The organism is Rossellomorea sp. GAMAL-10_SWC, from assembly GCF_049568075.1.
GTDB lineage: Bacteria > Bacillota > Bacilli > Bacillales > Bacillaceae_G > Gottfriedia.
Map to the genome: position 1 here is coordinate 2,666,298 of NZ_CP144911.1, position 15,523 is coordinate 2,681,820.

Annotated in this window: 17 protein-coding genes; 4 read left to right on the forward strand and 13 right to left on the reverse strand. The window is 31.7% G+C overall.

Going from position 1 to position 15,523, the window contains the following annotated elements:
• Positions 1-483: 483 nt before the first annotated feature.
• The gene (locus V5E38_RS13260; RefSeq protein WP_499213576.1) at positions 484-2,040 is read left to right on the forward strand and encodes a bifunctional metallophosphatase/5'-nucleotidase; all 1,557 of its coding nucleotides are present in this window, start codon (positions 484-486) and stop codon (positions 2,038-2,040) included.
• A gap of 105 nt (positions 2,041-2,145) precedes the next feature.
• Here V5E38_RS13260 and gcvPB read toward each other — a convergent pair whose 3' ends face one another.
• The 3 genes from gcvPB to gcvT are packed head-to-tail and all read right to left on the reverse strand — an operon-like array spanning position 2,146 to position 6,090.
• Positions 2,146-3,603, reverse strand: a complete 1,458-nt coding sequence (gene gcvPB, locus V5E38_RS13265; RefSeq protein ID WP_335478714.1) for an aminomethyl-transferring glycine dehydrogenase subunit GcvPB — start codon at positions 3,601-3,603, stop codon at positions 2,146-2,148.
• Complete coding sequence (gene gcvPA / locus V5E38_RS13270; RefSeq protein WP_097978538.1) at positions 3,575-4,960, reverse strand: aminomethyl-transferring glycine dehydrogenase subunit GcvPA; 1,386 nt, start codon at positions 4,958-4,960, stop codon at positions 3,575-3,577. The genes gcvPB and gcvPA overlap by 29 nt, the downstream gene beginning before the upstream one ends.
• A 26-nt stretch (positions 4,961-4,986) precedes the next feature.
• Positions 4,987-6,090 carry a glycine cleavage system aminomethyltransferase GcvT gene (gcvT, locus tag V5E38_RS13275; RefSeq protein WP_069034110.1) on the reverse strand — a complete coding sequence of 368 codons (1,104 nt, stop codon included), beginning with the start codon at positions 6,088-6,090 and terminating at the stop codon, positions 4,987-4,989.
• Positions 6,091-6,447: 357 nt separating this feature from the next.
• Between gcvT and V5E38_RS13280 the strand changes: the two genes are divergently transcribed.
• Positions 6,448-8,133, forward strand: coding sequence for a DEAD/DEAH box helicase (locus tag V5E38_RS13280; RefSeq protein WP_499210356.1), 1,686 nt, complete (start codon positions 6,448-6,450; stop codon positions 8,131-8,133).
• A complete protein-coding gene (locus V5E38_RS13285) occupies positions 8,120-8,926 on the forward strand; it encodes a YqhG family protein (protein ID WP_499210357.1) in 807 nt (268 codons plus the stop codon). Before V5E38_RS13280 ends, V5E38_RS13285 begins: the two co-directional genes overlap by 14 nt.
• 120 nt (positions 8,927-9,046) lie before the next feature.
• Here the strand turns inward: V5E38_RS13285 and V5E38_RS13290 are convergent, their stop codons facing one another.
• The 9 genes from V5E38_RS13290 to comGA are packed head-to-tail and all read right to left on the reverse strand — an operon-like array spanning position 9,047 to position 13,765.
• A complete protein-coding gene (locus V5E38_RS13290) occupies positions 9,047-9,256 on the reverse strand; it encodes a YqzE family protein (RefSeq protein ID WP_069034113.1) in 210 nt (69 codons plus the stop codon).
• Positions 9,257-9,278: 22 nt separating this feature from the next.
• Positions 9,279-9,803 (reverse strand): shikimate kinase, encoded by a 525-nt coding sequence (locus tag V5E38_RS13295; protein ID WP_499210358.1) that lies wholly within the window; start codon positions 9,801-9,803, stop codon positions 9,279-9,281.
• Positions 9,804-9,816: 13 nt separating this feature from the next.
• On the reverse strand, positions 9,817-10,221 hold the full coding sequence (locus V5E38_RS13300) for a hypothetical protein (protein WP_499210359.1): 405 nt from the start codon (positions 10,219-10,221) through the stop codon (positions 9,817-9,819).
• Complete coding sequence (gene comGF, locus V5E38_RS13305) at positions 10,190-10,624, reverse strand: competence type IV pilus minor pilin ComGF (protein ID WP_499210360.1); 435 nt, start codon at positions 10,622-10,624, stop codon at positions 10,190-10,192. Before comGF ends, V5E38_RS13300 begins: the two co-directional genes overlap by 32 nt.
• Positions 10,605-10,934 carry a hypothetical protein gene (locus V5E38_RS13310; protein WP_499210361.1) on the reverse strand — a complete coding sequence of 110 codons (330 nt, stop codon included), beginning with the start codon at positions 10,932-10,934 and terminating at the stop codon, positions 10,605-10,607. The genes comGF and V5E38_RS13310 overlap by 20 nt, the downstream gene beginning before the upstream one ends.
• Positions 10,921-11,394, reverse strand: coding sequence for a competence type IV pilus minor pilin ComGD (gene comGD / locus V5E38_RS13315; RefSeq protein WP_499210362.1), 474 nt, complete (start codon positions 11,392-11,394; stop codon positions 10,921-10,923). The genes V5E38_RS13310 and comGD overlap by 14 nt, the downstream gene beginning before the upstream one ends.
• Positions 11,360-11,656 carry a competence type IV pilus major pilin ComGC gene (gene comGC, locus V5E38_RS13320; RefSeq protein WP_499210363.1) on the reverse strand — a complete coding sequence of 99 codons (297 nt, stop codon included), beginning with the start codon at positions 11,654-11,656 and terminating at the stop codon, positions 11,360-11,362. The genes comGD and comGC overlap by 35 nt, the downstream gene beginning before the upstream one ends.
• A gap of 11 nt (positions 11,657-11,667) precedes the next feature.
• Positions 11,668-12,711 carry a type II secretion system F family protein gene (gene comGB / locus V5E38_RS13325; RefSeq protein ID WP_499210364.1) on the reverse strand — a complete coding sequence of 348 codons (1,044 nt, stop codon included), beginning with the start codon at positions 12,709-12,711 and terminating at the stop codon, positions 11,668-11,670.
• On the reverse strand, positions 12,704-13,765 hold the full coding sequence (comGA, locus tag V5E38_RS13330) for a competence type IV pilus ATPase ComGA (protein ID WP_499210365.1): 1,062 nt from the start codon (positions 13,763-13,765) through the stop codon (positions 12,704-12,706). Before comGA ends, comGB begins: the two co-directional genes overlap by 8 nt.
• A 348-nt stretch (positions 13,766-14,113) precedes the next feature.
• Here comGA and V5E38_RS13335 point away from each other — a divergent pair, with 348 nt between their 5' ends.
• Positions 14,114-14,356 carry a DUF2626 domain-containing protein gene (locus V5E38_RS13335; RefSeq protein WP_056475051.1) on the forward strand — a complete coding sequence of 81 codons (243 nt, stop codon included), beginning with the start codon at positions 14,114-14,116 and terminating at the stop codon, positions 14,354-14,356.
• Positions 14,357-14,385: 29 nt separating this feature from the next.
• Here V5E38_RS13335 and V5E38_RS13340 read toward each other — a convergent pair whose 3' ends face one another.
• Positions 14,386-15,516 carry a class I SAM-dependent methyltransferase gene (locus V5E38_RS13340; RefSeq protein ID WP_499210366.1) on the reverse strand — a complete coding sequence of 377 codons (1,131 nt, stop codon included), beginning with the start codon at positions 15,514-15,516 and terminating at the stop codon, positions 14,386-14,388.
• Positions 15,517-15,523: the final 7 nt, after the last annotated feature.

Consider the following 15,523-nt stretch of genomic DNA (forward strand, 5'->3'; position numbering starts at 1 on the left):
TTGATATTGTTGTGAGTATTTATTCAATCAAGTGAAAAGAATGGCAATAAGAAATTGTAGATTCTTTAGGGTAAAGTTTAGGTTTATTAAAGCAAGGAATTAAATGTAGATAATGGAGAAAGCAAGGGTAAAGGTATACTAGTAGTTTTTAAAGACTCTATTACTCTTTAGCCCCTCCTCCTCCCCAGTCTTCCTTTATGCCTTATATTACTTTTAATCCATTTTAATATTGTATATAAATGCAATTAAAAATAATTTTAAAAATAATTTTAAAAATATTTGTTTTTCTTAGGTTCGTATTAATAGATAGCTTTTAAATTAACTGAAAATTCACACTAGAGCAAAGTAACTTTAACAATCCTTCACTATGCTTAGTAAGTAACCTACTAGCGATTTAGGAGGGAGAATATATTGAATTGGAACGCATTGAAAAAAGCAGTTCTTGCTTTTGTTCTTACGACTACAGTATCTGCAGGAGTATTTATGGTTTCTGGTAATCCGGCTGCTAGAAACATTCCTATTAACACCAAGAAAGATAAGAACCGTTTCATTCAAGTACAATTACTTGGCATTAATGATTTTCATGGACAATTAGATACGACTCGAAAATTTAACGGTAGAAATGTTGGCGGAGTAGCATATCTTTCAGCATATTTGAATCAAAAGAAAAAAGAAAATAAAAATACTATTTTAGTTCATGCTGGTGACATGGTTGGTGGTAGTCCTCCAATCTCTTCATTTCTTCAGGATGAACCTACAATTGAAGTATTAAACAAGATGGGTTTTGACTATGGGACTCTAGGAAATCATGAATTCGATCGTGGTGTGAATGAAATGTTGAGGTTGATCCGAGGCGGAAACAATCAAAAAACTGGTTATTTTACTGGGGCAAATTTTCCGTATATATGTGCCAACGTTATCGACGTTAAAACTGGTAAGACCCTTCTGCCTCCATACAGTATAAAAAATATTAATGGCATACCGATTGGATTTATTGGCGTCGTAATTAAAGATACTCCAAAGATTGCACCACCAAATAAAACAGATGGCGTAAAGTTTATTGATGAAGTAAAAGCAATCAATCATTCAGTAAAAACACTTAAAAAACAAGGTGTAAAAACGATTGTAGTGCTGGCACATAATGGTGGAAATCAGTCCAAAGCAAATGGAAATGCGACAGGTGAAATCGTTAGAATGGCAAAAAAAATGGATGATGAAGTTGACGTAATAATTTCTGGACATACACATACTTATCTTAACAAAGAAGTAGATGGAAAGCTGATTGTTCAATCCTACTCTTATGGAACATCTTTCTCCGATATTCAGTTAACAATTGATCCTAATACGAAAGATATTGTAGACAAAAAGGCACGTATAAAAATGGTCTACCAAGATGTTATTAAACCAGATCTTGATATAAAAAAAATGATACAAAATTATGAATATAAAATTGAACCGATCGTAAATAAAGTCGTTGGAAAAGCTACAAACGACATTTTAAGTAAGAAGAATCATAATGGAGAATCTAGTTTAGGAAATATGATTGCAGATTCACAACGATTTGCAATGAAGTCTGATTTCGCATTTATGAACTTTAGTGGAATACGTGCTGATCTTCCAAAAGGGGATGTAACTTTGGTTGAATTGTTCACGATCCAACCCTTTAAAATTAAACTCGTTAAAATGACATTAACTGGTAAACAAATCCGGGAACTTCTCAATCAGCAATGGCAGGAACATGATAGTGTTCGGATGCTACAAATATCAGGTTTAAAATATACTTGGGATAATACAAAAGATTCTGGTCAAAAAGTAATTAATATCATGCGAACAGATGGTACCCCAATTAACCCACAAACTAGTTACACTGTCACTACTAATAGCTATCTTGCTAATGGCGGTGATAATTTCTCGATATTTCTATCAGGTAAAAATAAAGTAGTAGGGCCAACAGACTTTGATGCATTTGAAGATTATGTGAAGGAACAAAAGCATCCATTGGTCCAGGCATTTGATGGTCGGATTAATAGGATTAAATAGATTTTAAGAGGTCCAAAAACACGGTTTCATTTTGATCAGATTCTATATTACTATTCAGAAATATATCCATAAAAAAAGTTCCCTTCAATGAGGGAACTTTTTGATTTATGCTTTAATATAACGTAAAACAGGTTTACGAGCTGCTAAAGTTTCGTCAAGACGACTTACAACAGTTGTATGTGGAGCCTCTTGAACGATTTCTGGATTTTCTTCAGCTTCTTTAGCAATTGTAATCATTGCATCGATGAATGCATCTAAAGTTTCTTTCGATTCTGTTTCAGTTGGTTCAATCATGATACACTCTTCCACGTTTAATGGGAAGTAGATTGTTGGTGGGTGGTAACCAAAGTCTAATAGGCGTTTAGCAATATCTAAAGTACGGACACCTAATTTCTTTTGACGTTTTCCACTTAAAACGAACTCATGCTTACAATGACGATCGAATGGTAGATCGAAATGAGGCTCTAAACGACGCATCATGTAGTTAGCGTTTAGTACCGCATCTTCAGTTACTTGTTTTAATCCTTCAGGACCCATTGAACGAATATAAGTATATGCTCTTACATTAATTCCAAAGTTTCCGAAGAAAGGTTTAACACGACCAATTGTTTCTGGACGGTCTGAATTTAATACGTACTCATCTCCAACCTTCTCAACGATTGGTGCTGGTAAGTAAGGAATTAAATCTGCTTTAACTCCAACAGGACCAGAACCAGGACCACCTCCACCGTGAGGACCAGTGAATGTTTTATGAAGATTTAAGTGAACTACGTCAAATCCCATGTCTCCTGGGCGAGCTTTGCTTAATACAGCATTTAAGTTTGCTCCATCATAGTAAACTTTACCACCAGCAGCGTGGATGATCTCAGAGATTTCATAAATATCTTCTTCGAAAAGACCTAATGTATTAGGGTTTGTAAGCATTAATGCTGCAACATTCTCATCAACTACACGACGTAAATCGTCAAGGTCAACTAAACCTTTTTCATTAGATTTAACAGTGATTGTTTCAAAGCCTGCTACAGTAGCTGATGCTGGGTTTGTACCGTGAGCAGAGTCAGGTACGATTACTTTAGTACGGTTGAAGTCACCGCGGCTTTCGTGATAAGCACGGATAATCATTAATCCAGTCCACTCACCATGTGCACCTGCAGCTGGCTGTAACGTTACTTCATCCATACCAGTAATTTCTTTTAATTCTTGTTGAAGCTCATGCATTAATTCAAGAGCACCTTGCACTGTATATTCATCTTGAAGTGGATGAATATGTGCAAAACCTGCGAAACGTGCTACAGCTTCATTGATTTTTGGATTGTATTTCATCGTACATGATCCAAGTGGATAGAACCCTGAATCTAAACCATGATTACGTTTAGATAACGCAGTATAATGGCGCATTAAATCTAATTCAGAAACCTCTGGTAATTCCGCTTTTTCTTTACGGATATACGCACTTGGAATAACTTCATTAATATCAATTTCTTCTACATCCATTGTAGGAAGACTATATGCAATACGACCTTCTTTACTTATCTCAAAAACTAACGGTTGATCCTTCAGCATGTTGAATCCCCTTTCCGTCTACTAATAATGCTAATTCTTCTACAAATGTATCAATATGTTGTTTAGAACGTAATTCAGTTACTGCGATTAGCATATGATTTGCCATAGTAGGTTCAACTTTTGCTAAGTCATAACCACCGATAATTTTCTTAGTAAATAATTGTTTATTGACTTCAGATACGTTTTGTTTTACATCAATTACAAGTTCGTTGAATGCAGCACCTTGGAATACAACTGAGATACCGTTTTCAATTAATTTTTTCTTCATATATTGAGTACGAGCAATATTTTGCATTGCCATTTCTACAGCACCATTTTTTCCAAGAGCTGTCATTGCAACTGAAGCTGCTAATGCATTAAGCGCTTGGTTAGAACAAATATTTGAAGTTGCTTTATCACGACGGATATGTTGTTCACGAGCTTGAAGTGTTAATACAAATCCGCGACGACCTTCACCATCAACAGTTTGACCAACTAAGCGACCTGGCATTTTACGCATTAATTTAGTAGTAGTTGCAAAGTATCCGCAGTGAGGTCCACCAAATTGAGTAGGAATACCAAATGTTTGCGCGTCACCAGCAACGATATCTGCTCCAAATTCACCTGGAGGAGTTAAAGCTGCTAATGCTAATGGGTTACTTGAAACAACGAATAAACTTTTACCAGTATGTGCAATTGGTTCGATTTCAGCTAATTCTTCTACTTGTCCATAAAAGTTAGGATATTGAACAACAACACATGCTACATTGTCATTCATTTCATTTTTTAATTCTTCAATATCAGTTCTTCCATCTTTAATGCCAATTTCAACAACCTCTAAGTGTTGACCTTTAGCATAAGATAAGATAACTTCACGTGATTGTGGATGAACACCTTTTGATACTAAAATACGTTTTTTACCATTGTGACCTGCTGCTAAAGTAGTTGCTTCTGCTAAAGAAGTACCACCGTCATACATTGACGAGTTTGCTACATCCATACCTGTTAATTCACAAATCATTGTTTGGAATTCAAAAATTGCTTGAAGTTCACCTTGAGAAATCTCAGGTTGATATGGAGTGTAAGCTGTATAAAACTCTGAACGTGAAATTACATGATCTACAACAGTTGGTAAGTAATGATCATAAACACCCGCTCCTAAGAAAGATACATACTCTTTTAAATTGGCATTTTTATTAGCTAATTCAGTTAATTCTTTTAATAAATCAGATTCAGATTTTGCTTTTTTAATATTTAATAATCCATTAAATCGAACTTTTTCAGGAATATCACTAAATAATTCATCAACTGATGAAACACCTACTACTTTTAACATCTCTTGACGATCTTGCTCTGTCGTTGGTAAATAACGATGCATTAAGGTAATCCCCTTTCTCCCCCTAGTTACTTCTTCTCTCTTTTGTAAAATGGTTTTGAAACTACTACTGCTTTTAATTTTTTATTTCGAATTTCAACTTCAAGTTCAGTACCTAAAGCAGAAAATTCAGATTTGATTAATGCAAGTCCAATATTTTTCTTTAATGTTGGAGATTGCGTACCACTTGTTACTTCACCAATTACTTCCCCGTTTACATATACAGGATAGTGAGTTCTTGGAATACCTTTGTCAATCATTTCAATTCCAACTAGTTTACGAGGTACACCTTGCTCTTTTTGATTTTTCAGAACTTCTTTACCGAAAAAATCTTCTTCTTTATTTAATTTCACAGCAAAGCCGATACCAGCTTCTAATGGAGTAATGTCTTTAGTTAGTTCTTGACCATATAATGCTAGAGCTGCTTCGAAACGAAGTGTATCACGAGCACCTAATCCACATGGTTTTAAACCGTCTTCCTTACCTGCTTCTAAAAGTAAAGTCCAAAGCTTAGAAGCATCTTCTGCAGCTAAGTATAATTCGTATCCATCTTCACCTGTGTAGCCTGTACGTGAAACTAAAACATTTAAATCACCAATTAATACATTATCTTTGAAAGTAAAATATTTAATATCAGCAACGTTCTCATTCGTTAAACGTTGTAAAATTGCAACAGATTTTGGCCCTTGAAGAGCTAATTGTGCAACTTCATTACTTTTATTAACTACTTTTACATCACCTTCAACATGTGAAATTAACCATGCGAAATCTTTTTCAATATTAGACGCATTTACAACTAATAAATAGTGTTCATCGTTATACTTATAAACTAGTAAGTCGTCTACCGTTCCAGCATTTTCATAGCACATTGCTGTATATAATGCGCCTTCTTCATTTAATTTTGAAATATCATTTGTCATCATTTTTTGTAAATATTTAAGACTATCTTTACCAGTTACTTCAATTTCTCCCATGTGAGAAACATCAAATAAACCAGCTGCTGTACGAACAGCTTCGTGTTCTTCTTTAATGCTCGAAAATTGCACAGGTAGCTCCCAGCCACCAAAATCAATTGTTTTACCACCTAATACTTTGTAATCTTCAAACAATGGTGTGCGTAATAAAGTCGTCATGTAGCCATTTCCCCCTTATCTACATGCTAGCATGATGGAAAACTAAATTAATAGTTCGTCCAGCTAACCATTAAATAATTTACATATTTTGTATATTTTCGGAAAAACTAGTAGAAAACAAGAAAATATTATCAAACTATATTAGTTAACTGTTTTTTCTTAACAATAAGAGTTTTTTGTTTAATAAAAGAATAATAAATTTTTACTTTTTTCTACACTATTATCCTAACATTAAACGACAAGTTTCATCAATATCAAAGTGAATTTTTTTAAAAATAAAACAACGAACATTATAGCAATTATTTCACTATAACGTTCATGATTAACCAATATAAAAATGAAATAGGTGAGGTTTACATGTCAATTGAGATTAAATTCCATACAGAATGGCAAGAAGAGTTCATAGATAAGCTTGAGAATGATGGACCATGGTCAAATTGGGAGAATTATAAGCTTGCCTATCATACTTCTACAAAATTAGCAATTCCATCTTTTACAGGTATGATTGCTCCTACTCATTTACCAAATTTAACGCCACTTCCTCATCAATTAGATGTAGCTACGACTGTAATTGAAAAAATGAATGGAAAAGCAATTTTAGCTGACGAAGTAGGATTAGGTAAAACAGTTGAGGCAGGTTTAATTTTAAAAGAATACATGATTCGTGGTTTAGTTAATAAGGTACTTATACTAGTTCCTGCATCACTTGTATCACAGTGGACCTTTGAATTAAATACAAAATTTCATATTCCAGCAATCGCACAACAAAAAAAGAACTATGTCTGGGATAGCTGTGATGTTGTTGTATCATCTATTGATACCGCAAAAAGAGATCCTCATCGAGAAAAAATATTAGGTATCAACTATGATCTCGTCATTATCGATGAAGCTCATAAACTTAAAAATAATAAAACAAAAAACTATGAGTTTGTACAACATCTTAAAAAGAAATATTGTTTACTGCTTACTGCTACACCAGTTCAAAATAATATAGAAGAAATTTTCCATTTAGTTTCTTTATTAAAACCTGGCCATTTAGGAAATAAATCTAGTTTTGAAGAATATTTTTCTGCTAAGAATCGCTCACTAGAGCATGAAGACTTATTACGAGAACTAATCGGAAAAGTAATGGTTCGAAATCGTAGACAAGATACAGGCATCGAGTGGACAAAACGAAAGGTAGAAACAGTATTAATTAATTTTAATGAAGAAGAACAAAAGCTTTATGATTTAATCGATGAATGGCAGAAATCACAATATACTGGGGTAACCTCAGCTTTCTCCTTTTTAACATTTAAACGTGAAGCTTGTAGTAGTCGTGAAGCTGTTTATGTATCAATGAAAAAAATGCTTCAAAGATTTGAAAAAGAAAATATTGAAATTAACGATCCTTATATCGAGAAAATTTTTCATCAAATTAATCAAATTACATCTAATTCAAAAGCAAATAAAGTAGTTGAACTAATTAAAAAAATAAATGATAAAGTAATTATTTTTACTGAATATCGTGCAACACAGTTGTATTTGCAATGGTTATTAAAGCAAAACGGTATTACATCTGTACCATTTCGGGGTGGTTTTAAACGAGGTAAGAAAGATTGGATGAAAGAATTATTTAAAAATCGTGTACAGGTGCTAATAGCAACCGAAGCTGGTGGTGAAGGTATTAACTTACAATTTTGTTCAAATATGATTAATTATGACCTTCCTTGGAATCCTATGAGGCTAGAACAAAGAATAGGACGAATACATCGACTTGGCCAAACAGAGGATGTAAATATCTATAACTTTGCGACTGTTGGCTCAATTGAAGAACACATACTAAGATTACTTTATGAAAAAATCAATTTATTTGAGCGTGTGATTGGTGAACTGGATGATATTCTAACTAGAATACCTTATAAAGATTTTGAAGCTCATATGAATGAAATATTTATTCACTCTAAAACTGAAGGCGAAATGAAAATTAAAATGGAAAACTTAACGTCAATCATTCAATTACAGCAACATAAACAAGCAGGTGATAGTTATGCAGCAACATGAAATCCATGATTATATCGAATACTTTTTCAGACATAATGATTGTGAAATTCTACAGAAAACACCAACATATTTAGAAATACAATTAACAATTGAGATGGATAAAAAATTAATGAATCGTCCTTTCTATTGGCATTATTTAGAAAAAACAGGCGGTATCCCAAATCCAATGAAGTTAACATTGATTACAGATAGTGATAATGCACCTGAAGATCTTAAAGGTGAACAAATTCATTTTGGGTCGCCCCGCCTTCACCAAATTTTCTCAATCGTTAATGATCTAGGACAGTCAATTAGACTTTATGAAGACACAAAAGCACCTATGGGCCAACAAATTGCATTACACCCTTGGTTAGCTGTTAACTATCAGGTTTCTTTTACATGTGATCATAAAAAAGATTATTTATATTCTTTTGGAATCCATTTAATTTCCGGAAGAATTATTGAAGATTTTCATACAAAACTTGAAAAAATCCAATTCAACTCTAAAATACCTGATTTTTGTTATTCCATGTCACCTTTGATAAAACCAATAAGTGGTTTAAATCGAATGGAACAATTACTTCGAAACATAATTGAAAAAGAAGATACGTTATGGGCTGAAGAAGCAAGGAAAAGATGGCAACATGATTTAGATTTATTAAATCAATTTTATGAAGCTGATGAAGAAAAACCTGAAAATTACCATGTTGAATTCAATGCACTTAAAGAACTTTACGAACCAATTATTCATGTTGATGCAATTAATGGTGGGCTTTTTTATCTATCACCAAACACAATGAATAAGTTAAATTAAAGGAGGCTTTTATGTGGGGATTAGGGAAAGAGGGATATCTAAGCGATTATTCCTCTCTCCTTTTCTTTCTACTGCAAAAAAATAAAGACTGACTTCTTTAATTGAAATCAGTCTTATTAACTAAATACTTTTCTTTTCTTTGTCTTTACGATTTTGAACTTTTTTCATTAATAAAGCTAGACTTAATGGTAACATTCCAAACATGTTAGTAGAAAATGGTGCCTTCAACTCTTCTTTTTCTTGTTTTATTGAATCACGTTTTTCTTTTGGTTGATCGATATAATTAATAAATTGTTCTGTCATATATTTTACATAATCATTTGTTTTCAATAGAAATCACCTTACTTTCTTATCACTTATTTCTACTATCTCCTCCTTTTGAATAATTTAAACAGTCAATGATTTCCAACGCAATTTCAATTGGTGTTAAATTATTCGTTGAAATTTCATAATCTGCTTTTTTATATTGTGATTCTCTCTTTTGAAACAGTTCCGTTAGTTCTTCAATCGTTCGATTTAGAGCATTTGGTCGGTTAGAATCCAAATGGATTCTTTCGTATATTATTTCAATTGGAGTTTCAAGATAAATTATTTTGCCAGTTTCTTTCATATATCCAATGTTTTCATCACGAAGAATGATTCCACCACCTGTTGAGGTAATCATTTTTTTTGATGGTAAATTTTTTAATACTTGTGTTTCTATATCGCGAAAACCGCTTTCACCAAACTCATTAAACAATTCTGGTATGCTTTTGCCTGTTTGAGAAACAATCTCCTCGTCTAAATCAATAAATTTTTTATTTACTCTTTTAGCTAATTCCTTTCCAACAGTCGTCTTACCACACCCCATAAATCCTACTAAATAAATTGATTCCATTTCATCCTCCAAATTAATCGATCCAATCCGATACTTGATTTGTACTTTTTTTATATTTAAATTGAACTACATATTTTTTTATTTTTGAATTACTACTAGTTAAAGTTACATGATATTCATCATTTGCAACTAAATAAGTATTCAATATAATTTTTGTATTATTATAATACTTTACTGTATTTCCTTGAAGTGGTAAATTACCATGTTTTAAATCGTAAATTGCTTGTGAATGTACCCGGTCTAGTTTGTTTTGATTTCTCGTATAAAAATAAAAGGTATTGAACGAATGAAAAATATCTATTTGTATTAGAAAAAAAATTAGTAAAATATTTATCATAAAGATCGTGTAAGGTAAATACACTCCATTTTCACCAAGTAGTTTAAATTTAATTGATAAACATCCGAATAGTTTTTTCATAAATTCCACCATTTAAATCGATTACTTTTACTAAGATTTGCCTTTCACTTATTTGTTCAAACTTTATATCCCTTATATTCTGAAGTACGATTTCATGTCCTAATCCAAGCCTTTGTCGTCGAATAATCGTTGCATATTTTTGATAACTAATCGTAACTTGATTAAACTCTTCAAAAAGAAGAAGGTCGGAATGAACTGTAAAACCAATACTTTTGTTTGCCTCTTTTTGAACTTCTTTTATAAAATTATCTAATTCTAACCTATTTACGGATTCATAATTGTAATTTCGTTTAACAAAGCTTTTTATACTTGAAGTGGATATAGAAATAATCATTAAAAATAAAACAAGTGAAAAAAGTGTTTCGAGTAAAGTAAACCCTTTTTCATTCTTTAATTTCTTCACATATTTCACTTTCCTTTTTTCGATCAGTCCAAGTAACACAAATCGAATTAAAATTATTTCTAGCGTTTATTATTACGAAAAACTCTCTGCCATTCTTTGTATAGAAGCCCTCTTTAAAATCTTCTCTGTTCATAAAATAAAGATGAACCATATCTGTTAATAAGTCATCTGCCATATTGCTAATCGTTATCTTATCTTTTTCTTGTAAAAATAATGATATTGAAGGAACAATCATAATACAAAAAATAATTAGTAAGTTTAAAGAAATAACTGCCTCTATTAATGTAAATCCTTTTTCATTTCCGATCATATTTAAATCGACCACTTCCTAAATAAAAAGTAACGATATATTCAGCTTTTTTATATTTAATTGAAATCGTTCCAGAGCTTGAGATATTACCATCGGAGTTAAATCTTAATGGAGGTTTTAACGTAAGGTTAGTTATCTTAATTGATTTGTCAAAATTTCGAATGACTACAGGAGGATTTAGTAAATTATCTTCCATTTCATATTTATTTTGATAAAAGATAATCCTAGTAGGAGTTTGTTTTATTATTGCGTTCCTTTGTGCAAGAAAAATATCATTTTGAAGCATTTGAATAAATAATGTTAACTTTTGTTCATCTTCAATCTTCCTAACTTGATTGATCGGTAAAATTAATAACAATATCATTATTGAAAGGACTAATAACATCTCAACAAATGTAAAACCAAACGAATTATCCACCCTTTTTTTAAGGTATTGATACGGTTCCAGTTGCTTTGTCATACGATAATTCAACTTTATTATTGCATTTATATGATGTTATATAGCCCTGTTCTTTTAAGACTGATAAACTCTCAGGTAATAGTTCATTTTCTAATCGATATGATTCAACACTTGACTGAACCATTTTTTGAAGTGCAGAGCATCCTTTCGTTTGAATCGACTGTTGCTGTTTTCCTAAATTTGGTATCACTAGTAATAAAAGAAGTGAAATGATAAATAAAACAATTAACATTTCAATTAGCGTAAATCCTTTTTCATTCAAACTAACTCCTCCTAGATATTGTTCATCAATTGAAACATAGGAAACAAGATGGCTATATACAGTGATAGAATACTTGTTGAAATTAAGATTAAAATAATTGGTTGAATGATCCTTATCGATCTGTGAAAATAAGCTTCTATACTCTCCTTTAAATAATCAGCATAATCAGCAAGTTCTTTACTAAGGGTACTATTGTTCATCCCATGTTCAATCACAAATATTATATCTCTATGGAATGCACGTTCATTTTTAAATGCTTCTTGCATAGAAATTCCGTTTAATATTTGATTGTAGAAAACTACTGCTTTTTCTTTAATAAATGCCCTACTATCATTATTCTGCATTGTTTTTAGTGCATCAACTATGGGAAAACCAGCATGTAATAATATGCTTAACTGCATTGAAAATTCATAAGTATTCATCGTAATTAAATACTTCCTAACTAACGGGATTTGAATTAATTTATCCATCCTCTCGATTGAATTTAATTTATTAATTGCAAATAAGTATCCATAGACGGTCAAACCAATTAGGAAAAGGGAAGAAAACATAATTGAAGGTAATTTTTTTATAACTTGAAGATAGATGAAAATAAAAGAGTTCTGATTAGAATGGAATGTTGAAAATAGCATTTCATATTGGGGAATGATTATATTTCTAAACAAAAACAAAATTAGCAACAATATTGTGATTAAAAAAATAGGATATCCCATGATTTTTCTTATGTAAGCTCTATGTTGAATCTTTTTTGTAAGCATATAACTGCCTTCACCTAGCGCTAAGGACAAATCACCATGCTTTTCTGCATAATATAAATAAACGAGCACATCTTGATGAAGGCCAAGCATTTTAGCAAAATCGATGAATGATCCTCCTTCCACCAAAGCTATTTTAGCTTTATAAATCAATTCTTTTAGGTCATCTGGGAATTGAATCGTTAAGAATTCAATTGCTTGAATTAAAGGATAACCTTTTTGTAAAAGTTCTCCTAATATTTTTAATAACTTAGCCTGTTCAATATAAGTTAATTTTCTTTTATTAAAAAATTTATCCATAGATTATACTTCGGTCCAAATGTTTGTTATCAATAAAACCTAATGCATAACCTTTAATGAGTTGATCATTTAAAGTAGATAATTGAACTTCTTCTTGTATCCCTCTAAATTCATTAATAACCGAATTTAGAGCATTCCCATATAGCAATTCATATACCCCTAATCTTCTGTGATTTCGATTTACAAAACAATTTGGTTCACAATCCCCCTCACAAAAACGGCATTTTATTGGAACTAATCTTTGAGAAACGATAGCAACCATTGCCTGAAATAGTTCCTCCTTTGGAATTCCAAGCTCTAACATTCGATATAATGCACCTTTTGTGTTATTAGAATGAATTGTCGTTAATACTAAATGACCGGTCAATGCTGCCCGAACGGCAATTTTCGCAGTTTCTTCATCCCTAATCTCTCCTACCATTACTATATCCGGATCAGATCTAAGAATAGCCTTTAATCCAGTTGCATATGTTAAGCCTGCTTTTTCGTTAACTTGGACTTGAAAATATTCATCAGATTTCCTTTCTATCGGATCCTCTAAAGTGATAATATTTCTTTCTATGTCTTTTTTAGCTGACTGTAATAAGGAATACAGCGTTGTTGTTTTCCCGCAGCCTGTTGGACCTGTAAACATCATTAGCCCATGTGAATGATGTAATAAAGACAAAAGCTTACGAGTTGTAGATGGGAATAAAGAAAGGCTTTCTATTGGAGCAATTTTTTGTTGGGGATGAATACGAATAACCATAGATTCATCAATAATGGTTGGTAAAGTGGCCAAGCGAAGTGATAATAAAATTTCATTAATGTTAACAACTAAAATTCCAGTCTGTGGTCGTCTAATTTCTCCTATATCCATACTTCCTAAAAACTTCAAATGCATGATGATCCTCTTAGACTTCTCTTTATTTATTCGTTGAATCAGTTTCAACTCACCATCCACACGAAAAAAAATTTGTACATCATCCTTTTTTGGTAATAAATGAATATCCGATGCCCCAAAATGGCAAGCTTTTTTTAGAAGTTCTTCGACCATTGTTTCTACTGATACCATTTTTAGTCCCCCTTTCTATATGAGTAATTATATTTTTGTTTCCCTCAGCTATCAAATCATGAAAATTTGGTAACTAAACGCAAATATTAATTTTAGCTAAAATTTTTTTACAAACTAAAGTTAATTTACCGAAATAACGTACAAGAAAATCAAATATATAACATAAAACAAAAAGTATGTTTTCAAATCATGAATAGAAAATCATTAAATAAGAAAAATAATATCAGATATGGTTTATTTCATTATCTCTAGAATCAATTTAGAATTGTGTTAATACATTGTTTACAATTGTAACTTTCTTATTTTATAATAATGAATGGGTAGAAATTTTTTATGGGGGGATTTAGGATGGATCGAATGTTCCGCGTTCTAGGATTCTGGACAGCTATATTTACGGTAATGTTCTTTGTTGGACATATGTCAGCAGCTGCACTTATTTTCGCATGTCAAACAGCATTTTTCGTAGTATTAGGCTATCTAAAGCTTTCTGAGCGTATGTACATCTATATCTTTGGCGCATACTTAACTGTGTTCTTTATTGGATTTACATATTATAGTACTTTCTTATTAGTACCAGGCTTTAGCGAATAATAGAAAAACCAGTCATATGACTGGTTTTTTTATTTGTATTCATTTAATGAAATCAATTCATTCAACTTAGTAAGATCGTTTGTTGACATACCTTTTGTTTGTAATAGCCATTGAAAGGAATCGCTTATTCCCCCAGGCATAATTAAAGATTGTACAGCCCTATTTTGTTTATATTCGCTTGAAAATGGATTTGACTGAGCATGCGGAATAAGCCAATTTAAAATTCCAAAATCTAATATTGCATCTCTTTGGTTAGAAAAGTATAGATTTTCGATGTTATTGTGTAATCCGAACTTTTTTAATTCATCCCAGTGAATATGAGTTGTAATGTCCATATGCCCTAAATTCTCTAGTATATTTGATTTCATTTCATGCTTGTAATAACCGCGCAAGCTTCCCTTAATTCGATGAGGTGCATCCCATTCTTCTCTGGTAAAACCATAATCAACAGTTAAAATGATTCCTTTACTAATTTTCGATTGTAAATGGTCATAAACTTTTTCCATACCAACAGGAATTTCAACTCTTTGCCCATCTTTACCAACAAATTTGTATCTACTTAGAAAACCACTCATTTCACGATCTTGAATTTTAACGAGATTTTCTTTCAGATTATTTCGTTCATCAATTATAATTACTACCTCTTGCCATTCGTTTTGCTTAAATTCAACTACTCGAACAGGTAAAGCATCAAACAATTCATTTGAAAATACCATTCCATTATTGATTTGACTGTTTTCTACTATATTTGAGAAGTATTTACAATTCAAATGGTTCGCCAATAATTCTTTTTGTAATTTTCGATGATATTTGCTTGCATCTATAAGATAGTATGTTAAATTATGATAAATTTCAGGCTCTTTTTTTTCACAGTACGAAAGGAAGGCTGCGGCGAATCTGCCATTTCCACCACCAACTTCAATAAAAAAAGGTTGGATTAGGTTATTCTTAACAAACCGACAAAATGATGCTGCAATTACTTCTCCATATACTGAACCTACTGAGCTTGCAGTATAGAAATCACCTTTTCGTCCAATTTTTTCATTTGCCATTTGATAATAACCTTTTTCATGATCATATAGCACTAACGAAATAAATTGTTCGTATGTAATAAAACCTTTTTTGCTGTTATTTATCGCATTAATAATTATGTTTTTCATCAAATTA